6 protein-coding genes are annotated in these 7,949 nt (G+C 71.7%); 2 read left to right on the top strand and 4 right to left on the bottom strand.

Features of this window, described 5'->3' with window-relative positions; translation table 11 throughout:
- Positions 1-27: 27 nt before the first annotated feature.
- Positions 28-1,566 (top strand): ribonuclease Y, encoded by a 1,539-nt coding sequence (gene rny, locus DZF91_RS31905; protein ID WP_117360779.1) that lies wholly within the window; start codon positions 28-30, stop codon positions 1,564-1,566.
- A 296-nt stretch (positions 1,567-1,862) separates the two neighbouring features.
- Complete coding sequence (locus tag DZF91_RS31900; protein WP_147341486.1) at positions 1,863-2,789, top strand: trypsin-like serine peptidase; 927 nt, start codon at positions 1,863-1,865, stop codon at positions 2,787-2,789.
- Positions 2,790-2,871: 82 nt separating this feature from the next.
- Here the strand turns inward: DZF91_RS31900 and DZF91_RS31895 are convergent, their stop codons facing one another.
- From DZF91_RS31895 to DZF91_RS31880, 4 genes are all read right to left on the bottom strand, one after another.
- Entirely contained in the window at positions 2,872-4,833 is a 1,962-nt protein-coding gene (locus DZF91_RS31895; RefSeq protein WP_117360776.1) for a S9 family peptidase, read from the bottom strand.
- 88 nt (positions 4,834-4,921) lie between these two features.
- Entirely contained in the window at positions 4,922-6,154 is a 1,233-nt protein-coding gene (locus DZF91_RS31890) for an NAD(P)-binding domain-containing protein (protein WP_235834709.1), read from the bottom strand.
- Between the two features lie 72 nt (positions 6,155-6,226).
- Positions 6,227-7,213: an amino acid ABC transporter permease gene (locus DZF91_RS31885; RefSeq protein ID WP_117360775.1), complete on the bottom strand. Its 987-nt coding sequence runs from the start codon at positions 7,211-7,213 to the stop codon at positions 6,227-6,229.
- A complete protein-coding gene (locus DZF91_RS31880) occupies positions 7,210-7,896 on the bottom strand; it encodes an amino acid ABC transporter permease (RefSeq protein WP_117360774.1) in 687 nt (228 codons plus the stop codon). Before DZF91_RS31880 ends, DZF91_RS31885 begins: the two co-directional genes overlap by 4 nt.
- Positions 7,897-7,949 lie beyond the last annotated feature (53 nt).

Below are 7,949 nucleotides of genomic sequence, written 5' to 3'. Positions count from 1 at the left end.
GGGCGCGCCCGCGAGGGGGCGGACGAGATCCGCCGGACGGTCCGGGAGGAGGCCGACGAGGTCCGCCGCGCGGCGCGCGCGGAGGCCGACGAGATCCGCCGGACGGCGCGCGAGGGCGCGGAGGAGATCCGCCGCGCCGCCCGCGACGACGCGCGCGGGATCGTCGCCAAGGCCGAGGCGCAGGCGGAGAGGCACGCCGGGACGGCGCGCGCGGAGCTGGAGGAGGAGGCCAGGGAGCTGCGCGAGGACCTCCGGACGCTGCGCGAGGACCTGGAGCGGCGCGAGGCCCGCCTCGCCGAGCGCGAGCAGCGGCTCGACGCCGAGGTGCGGCGGCTGGAGGAGTGGTCAGGACGCCTGAACGAGGCCAAGAAGGCGTTGGAGGCCGGCAAGGAGGAGCTGGCGACGCTGGAGGAGGAGCGGCGGGCCGTCCTGGAGCGGACCGCCGGGCTGACCGCCGAGCAGGCCAAGGCCGAGCTGGTCGCGGCGATCGAGAACCAGGCCAAGCGGGAGGCGGTGCCGCTCACCCGGGAGATCGAGAACGCGGCGCGGGCGGAGGGCGACAAGCGCGCCCGCAAGATCGTCACGCTGGCGATCCAGCGCGTCGCCGCCGAGCAGACCGCCGAGTCGGTGGTCAGCGTCCTGCACCTGCCCGGGGACGAGATGAAGGGCCGGATCATCGGCCGCGAGGGCCGCAACATCCGCGCCTTCGAGTCCACGACCGGCGTCAACCTGATCATCGACGACACCCCCGAGGCGGTGCTGCTGAGCTGCTTCGACCCGGTCCGCCGGGAGGTGGCGCGGCTGACGCTGGAGAAGCTGGTGCTGGACGGCCGCATCCATCCGTCCCGCATCGAGGAGGTGTACGAGCGCAGCCGCTCCGACGTCGAGCAGCTCTGCGTGCGGTCCGGTGAGGACGCTCTGGTCGAGCTCGGCATCACCGAGATGCACCCGGAGCTGATCGCGCTGCTCGGCCAGTTGCGGTACCGCACGTCCTACGGGCAGAACGTGCTCAAGCACCTGGTCGAGTCGGCGCACATCGCCGGGATCATGGCGCACGAGCTGCGGCTCCCGGCGGACGTGGTGAAGCGCGGGACGCTGCTGCACGACATCGGCAAGGCCCTCACCCACGAGGTGGAGGGCAGCCACGCGCTGATCGGCGCGGAGATCGCCCGGCGCTACGGCGAGCACGAGGACGTCGTGCACGCCATCGAGGCCCACCACAACGAGGTCGAGGTGCGGACGGTCGAGGCGGTCATCACCCAGGCGGCGGACGCGATCAGCGGCGGCCGTCCGGGGGCGCGCCGCGAGTCGCTGGAGGCGTACGTCAAGCGGCTGGAGCGGCTGGAGCAGATCGCCCGGGAGAAGCACGACGGCGTGGAGAAGGTGTTCGCCATGCAGGCGGGCCGGGAGATCCGCGTGATGGTGCGGCCCGACTCCGTGGACGACATCCAGGCGCAGGTGATCGCTCGCGACATCGCCAAGCAGGTGGAGGACGAGCTGACCTATCCCGGCCAGATCCGGGTGACGGTCGTCCGAGAGTCCCGCGCCACCGAGTTCGCCCGCTGACCCCGGGGCCGCTGAGCGCGCGTCCGCTGACCGCGGGGCGGCCCGCGGTCAGCCCGCCGGGCCGACTCCCCACGTCGGCTCGGCGGGCAGACCGCTTTGAAGGGGACGCACGGGCCGGGGAAGGTCCCTCCGGGCCGGGCGAGCCTGGTGCCAAGCGACGGCATGGAGTGGGTCTGCGCCCGGTGCCTCCGCTGTTCGGATCCCGATCGTCCGGTTAGGTTTCCGGACCAGAATGATCATTCGCGTTGTGGCGTGACGACGGAGTCGGTATTTTCGGGCGAATGCGAAAGGGTCGGATGCGGGTTACCTATGCGGTCGTAGCGGTCACGGGAGTCGCGGCGGTCACCACGGGCGCGGTTCTGGTCAGCCAGGGCCACGCCAGGACGCACACGGTGGAGGACACCTCCACCGACCTCCGGATCGGCGCGACCGAGGCGCAGGACGCCGAGAGCTACTGGACGCCGCAGCGGCTCGCCTCGGCCACCCCGGTCGGAGGCCCGAAGGCGGCGGCGCCGGCGGGCCCCCAGGTGGGCGAGCGGAGCGTGACGGCGCAGGCGGTGCCGAAGTCCGCCGCGTTCGGTGGCATCCCCACCGTCGGCGCCGTGTTCTTCAACAACGGGAAGGGCAACCACTACTGCACGGCCAGCGTCGTCCACAGCTACTCGAAGAGCCTGCTGCTGACGGCGGCGCACTGCATCCACGGCGGACGCGGCGGCGGCTACTCGCACAACGTGGCGTTCGTGCCGAAGTTCGACAACGGTAAGCGGCCGTACGGCATCTGGTCGGCGAAGATGCTGATGGTGGACAAGCGCTGGGCGTCCAACAGCGACCCGGACCTCGACTACGGCTTCATCGCGGTGTACCCGCGCGGTGGCCGGAAGATCGAGCAGGTGGTCGGCTACAACAAGCTGGCCATCAACCAGGGTGTCGGCAACTGGGTGAACATCGCGGGCTACCCGAGCCGCAGCAACCGTCCGATCTTCTGCAAGACCAAGACGGCCAGGCAGTGGAAGTACCAGATCCGGATGGACTGCACGGGCTTCTACGGCGGTACCAGCGGCAGCCCCTGGCTGCTCTGGTACAACTCCAAGTCGCACACCGGCTATGTCAACGGTGTGGTCGGCGGCTACCAGGAGGGCGGAAGCGTCTCCTGGCGGTCCTACTCGCCGTACTTCGACAAGGACGTTTACAACCTGAGGTCGGCTGCCGACAAGCGGGCCTAGACCGCTGGGTGACCCGGACAGAGAAAAACTGCGGCGTGCCTCCGGGCGCGCCGCAGTTTCCCTTTTCCGGAGGGAATTCTCCTCAGGTCGTCAGCTCGATGGGCGCGACGCCGATCGGCTCGAATCCGAGCGTGCGTCCGTAGAAGGCGAGCTCCGATTCCAGGCACGTGATGACCGTCTCGGCGCGCCGGAACCCGTGGGACTCGCCCTCGAACGTCAGGTACGCGTACGGCACCCCCCGCTCGTCCAGCGCCTCGGCGAACCGGGCGGACTGGTCGGCGGGGACGATCGGGTCGTCCAGGCCCTGGAGCAGCAGCACCGGGCAGGACGCCTGGCCCGCGTGCCCGAGCGGCGAGCGCTCCTCGTAGGCACGCTCGAATCCGGGCAGCGGCCCGATCAGCCCGAACAGGTAGTGCGACTCGAAGTCGTGGGTGGACGACGCGAACGACGCCAGGTCGCTGATCCCGAAGTAGGACGTCCCGGCGGCGAACAGGTCCGTGGTGGTGATCGCGGCGAGCGTCGTCCAGCCGCCCGCGCTGCCGCCCCGGATCGCCAGCCGCTCGGCGTCCGCGATCCCGAGGTCGACCAGGGCGCGCGCGGCGGCGACGGCGTCCTCGACGTCCACGACGCCCCACTGGCGCCGCAGCCGCTCGCGGTAGGCGCGCCCGTACCCGGCCGATCCGCCGTAGTTGACCTCGACCACGCCGATGCCGCGGCTGGTGAAGTACGCGCGCTCGAGGTCCAGCGTGCTGGACGCGCGCCCGGTCGGGCCGCCGTGCACGAACACGACGTAGGGCGGCTTCTCGTGCTCCGGGCCCTGCGCGTCCGGGCTGGACGGCGGGAAGACCAGCGCGTGCACCGGACGTCCGAACGGCCCTTCGAGGCGTTCGGCGCGCGGCATGGACAGGTAGGCGGCGTTCGGCGGCTCGGCCAGCTCGCGGCGCAGGCTCTCGGCCCTCCCGGTCGTCATGTCGACCCGGACGACCGAGGCGGGCACCTCGGGCGCGCCCGCGACGCCCAGCACCGTGGAGCCCGACACCGTGAGCGCCGGACGCCAGTCGGTGTACGGCAGGTCCAGGTCGGTCAGCTCCAGCGTCTCCGGGTCGTAGAGGCCGAGCCGCAGGTCGCCCTCGCCGTGCAGGACGGCGAGCCGGCCGTCCTCGAGGATCGCGTACGGCTTGCCGCCGAGCGTCCACAGCGGTGCGGCGAACTCCTCCTCGGCCGGGTAGAGCGCCTGGGCCGACTCGCCGTGCAGCCCGATCTGGTAGATGTTCCACCAGCCCGGCCAGTCGGAGACCACGTAGAGGGTCTCGTCGTCGCGCCACAGCGGCGCGAGCGCGGACTCGGTGAGGCCGCCCTTGACCGTGCGCGGCGCGACCGCCTCACCGTTCTCCAGGGCGGCCACGCGCAGTTCGGTGCCGTCCCAGGGCATCCGGGGATGGTTCCACTGCACCCACGCCAGGTGCCCGCCGCCGGGGGACGGGGTGGGCGCGGCGTAGAAGTCGGCGCCGCTGACCAGCTCGCGGATCGCCGAGGCGTCCTCGGCCGCGGACCCGTCCAGCGGGACGCCGACGATCGCGCGCCGGATGCCGTCCGGGGTGTGCCCCTCGCAGACGCACCACACCTGGGTGCCGTCGGGGGAGAGCACGTAGTCGGCGTAGCGCAGGCCGCCCGGCCGGGCGGGCTCGGGCGTCAGCGGGTACGGCTTGGGGTCGCCCGGGTCGAGGCGGTGGAGCCGCTGGTCCTCGTAGTTGGAGAACACGATGGCGTGGCCGCCGCCGACCGGCACCGGCAGGTATGACCGCCCGCCGTACTCGTGCACGCGCGTCCGGGCGTCGTAGGGGGCCTGCAGCAGCTCGGTCCGGCGGCCCTCGGCCAGGTGGACGACCGTCGTCCGGCCGCCCTCCTCCGGCCTGGTCTCCTGCCACCACACGTCGTCGCCGGAGACACTGGGATAGCCGATCCGCAGTCGGGCGTGGGCGACGTCGGCGGCGGAGATGGGAGACGGCCATGAGCCATAGGGAAGGGTCGCACGAGCGGTCATATGCGAATCGTCCCGCATCGGAGGATCGGTTGGGGCCATGACGGGGCAGTTGCCGCCGGAAAGATACGAGCCGCTCAGCGGGGAGAAGTCAGGCGGCCGGGGTGATTTCCCCGCGCTGCCGACGGTGCGGAGGTTCTGGACGCCCATCCGATGGATTTGTGGCGGTCCGTCCCGTCTGCCCGGGAGTGTGCCGCACCTCACCGGCGGAACCGCGCCGCCCGTCCCGCCCCTCCTGTCCCTCCAGTGCCCCGCCCCGCAGCGCCCGGCGGACGGCGCGGGCGGCGCTCCGGCCCGCCCGGTTCGCCCCGATCGTGCTCGCCGACGGTCCGTACCCCAGCAGATGGACGCGCGGATCGGCGGCCACCCGCGTGCCGTCCATGACGATCCCGCCGCCGGGACCGCGCAGCCCCAGGGGCGCCAGGTGCCCCAGTGACGCGCGGAAGCCCGTGGCCCACAGGATGACGTCGGCCTCGAAGGACGACCCGTCCGCCCACACCACACCGGACGGCGTGATCCGCTCGAACATCGGCAGCCGGTGCAGCACCCCGGCCGCCCGCGCCGCCCGCACCTCGTCCGTCAGGATCAGCCCGGTGACCGAGACGACGCTGCCGGGAGGCAGGCCGCGCCGCACCCGCTCGTCCACCTTCGCGACGGCCGCGCGGCCCAGCTCCTCGTCGAACGGGCCCTCGACCCACTCGGGCGGACGCCGGGTCACCCAGCGCGTCTCGGCGGCCACCCCGGCGATCTCCAGGAGCGCCTGGACGCCCGAGGCCCCGCCGCCGACCACCACGACCCGCCTCCCGGCGAACCCGTCCGGCCCCCGGTACTCGTGCGTGTGCAGCTGGCGGCCCCGGAACGTCTCCATTCCGGCGTAGCGCGGCCAGAACGGCTTCTCCCACGTCCCGGTCGCGTTGATCAGGTACCGGGCCGCGTAGTCGCCCTCAGAGGTCGTCAGCAGCAACCGTCCGTCCGGCAGGCCGCGCACGGACGACACGTCCACCGGACGCCGCACACCGAGCCCGAACTCCCGCTCGTAACGCCCGAAGTACTCCGACACGACCTCGGACGCCGGACGCGCCGGATCGGGCGTCCCCAGCGGCATCCCCGGCAGGTCGGCGATCCGGTGCGCCTTCCCCAGGGTGAGCGTCGGCCACCGGTACTGCCACGCCCCGCCCGGACGCGGCGCGTGGTCGAACATCACGAAGTCCACGCCGTCCCGCCGCAGCTGGTACCCGGCCGACAGCCCCGCCTGCCCGGCCCCCACGACCGCCACATCGACGGCCTGGCTCTCCGCTGCGGTCCCGTCCACGTCGTACGTCACGTCCCCGGAAACCCCGAAGGGCGCCCCCGGATTCCCCGGAGACGCCCCTCGGAAGGCAGGGCCGGACGGCCGTCAGGAGGCGTCCACCGCGCCGGATCCCATGCCCGCGCCGGGCAGCGCGCTCATGTCGCCGCTCATCGTGGCGATCGACTTGCGGCTGCGGCGGCTGCGCGCCTCCAGCCACGTCGCGATCCGGCTCACGATGAGGTTGATCGTGATGTAGATGGCCGCGCAGACGATCGCGGCCTGCAGCAGGTTGGAGAAGTTCGCCGGCTCGATCTTGAACCCGTAGGACGTGAGGTCCTCGTAGCCGATGATGAAACCGAGCGAGGTGTCCTTCAGCAGCACCACGATCTGGCTGACGATCGCGGGCAGCATCGCCGTGACGGCCTGCGGCAGGAGCACGAGCCGCATCACCGCGTTCTTGCGCATGCCGAGCGCGAACGCCGCCTCGGACTGCCCGCGCGGGATCGACTGCACGCCCGCCCGGACGACCTCGGCGAGCACCGAGCCGTTGTACAGGGTGAGGCCGAACACCACGGCGGCGAACGCGGGCACGGTCACCGTGCCGTTGTTGATCGTCACCCCGAAGATCGAGAAGACGTTCTCCACCATGATCCGCTGGAAGTTGCCGAGCGGGCCGTCGGCGATGATCGGGCTGACCGTGGCCGGCACGAAGAACGCCAGGAAGATCAGGATCAGCAGCGGCATGGCGCGGAAGAACTCCACCACCGCCGCCGCCGGGACGCGGATCCACCGGTGGTCCGACAACCGGGCGAGACCGAACACCGCGCCGAACAGCAGCGCGAGGACGGTGCCGACCGCCGCGGCCTTCAGGGTGTTGATCGTGCCCTGGATGAAGTAGGTGCGCCAGACGTCCCACTTGGTGAACGGTTCCCACTTCACCTTGGCGAACTGGCCCTTGTCGCCCAGCGCGTAGATGACGTAGGCGATGATCCCGAGGATCGCCAGCGCGGAGACCACGGTCAGGATCATGTTGCGCCGCCGGGCGCGCGGCCCGGGCGCGTCGAACAGGACGGTCGCCTCGTCGCGGCTCATCGCGCCACCGCCATTCGCTTGGACAGCCAGCCGAAGAAGAACCCGGCCGGGAGGGTCAGGACCAGGTAGCCGACGGCGAAGCCGATGAACATCGGCAGCGTGGCGCCCAGGTCGAAGAACAACGCCTTCATCTCGGAGGCGGCCTCGACGCCGTAGGCGATCGCGCCGACCACCGTGGTGTTCTTGATCATGGCGATCAGCACGCTGCCGAGCGGTCCGATCACCGACCGGAACGCCTGCGGGAGGATGATCATGCGCAGCGACTGGGTGAAGGTCAGCCCGATGGAGCGGGCCGCCTCGGCCTGGCCGAGCGGGACGGTGTTGATGCCGGACCGCAGCGCCTCGGCGACGAAGGCCGAGGTGTAGACCGACAGCGCGGTCACCGCCCACCAGTAGCCGTTGACGGACGGCACATCGGAGAAGTGGAACTTCAGGATGTCGCTCAGCGCGGAGATGCAGAACGCCGCGAGCAGGGTCAGCGGGGTGTTGCGCAGCAGGTTCACCACGAACGTGCCGACGCCCCGCAGCACCGGTGTCGGGGACACCCGGAAGCTCGCCCACACCGTGCCGAGGATCATGGACAGCACCGCCGTCACGGCGGCCAGCCGGATCGTCGCCCAGAAGCTGATGGCGATCTTGTCGAGGTTGTTGAAGACCTCGGTGAAGTCGAAGAGTTGGCCCATGGATTCCCACCTGTAGGAGGCCGCGCCGCCACCCCCTCGACCGGGGGTGCGGC

This window comes from Actinomadura logoneensis (genome assembly GCF_003428695.1).
Classification (GTDB): domain Bacteria; phylum Actinomycetota; class Actinomycetes; order Streptosporangiales; family Streptosporangiaceae; genus Spirillospora; species Spirillospora logoneensis.
The sequence above is the reverse complement of the archived record's forward strand: the minus strand, read 5'-3'. Positions and strand labels throughout refer to the sequence as shown.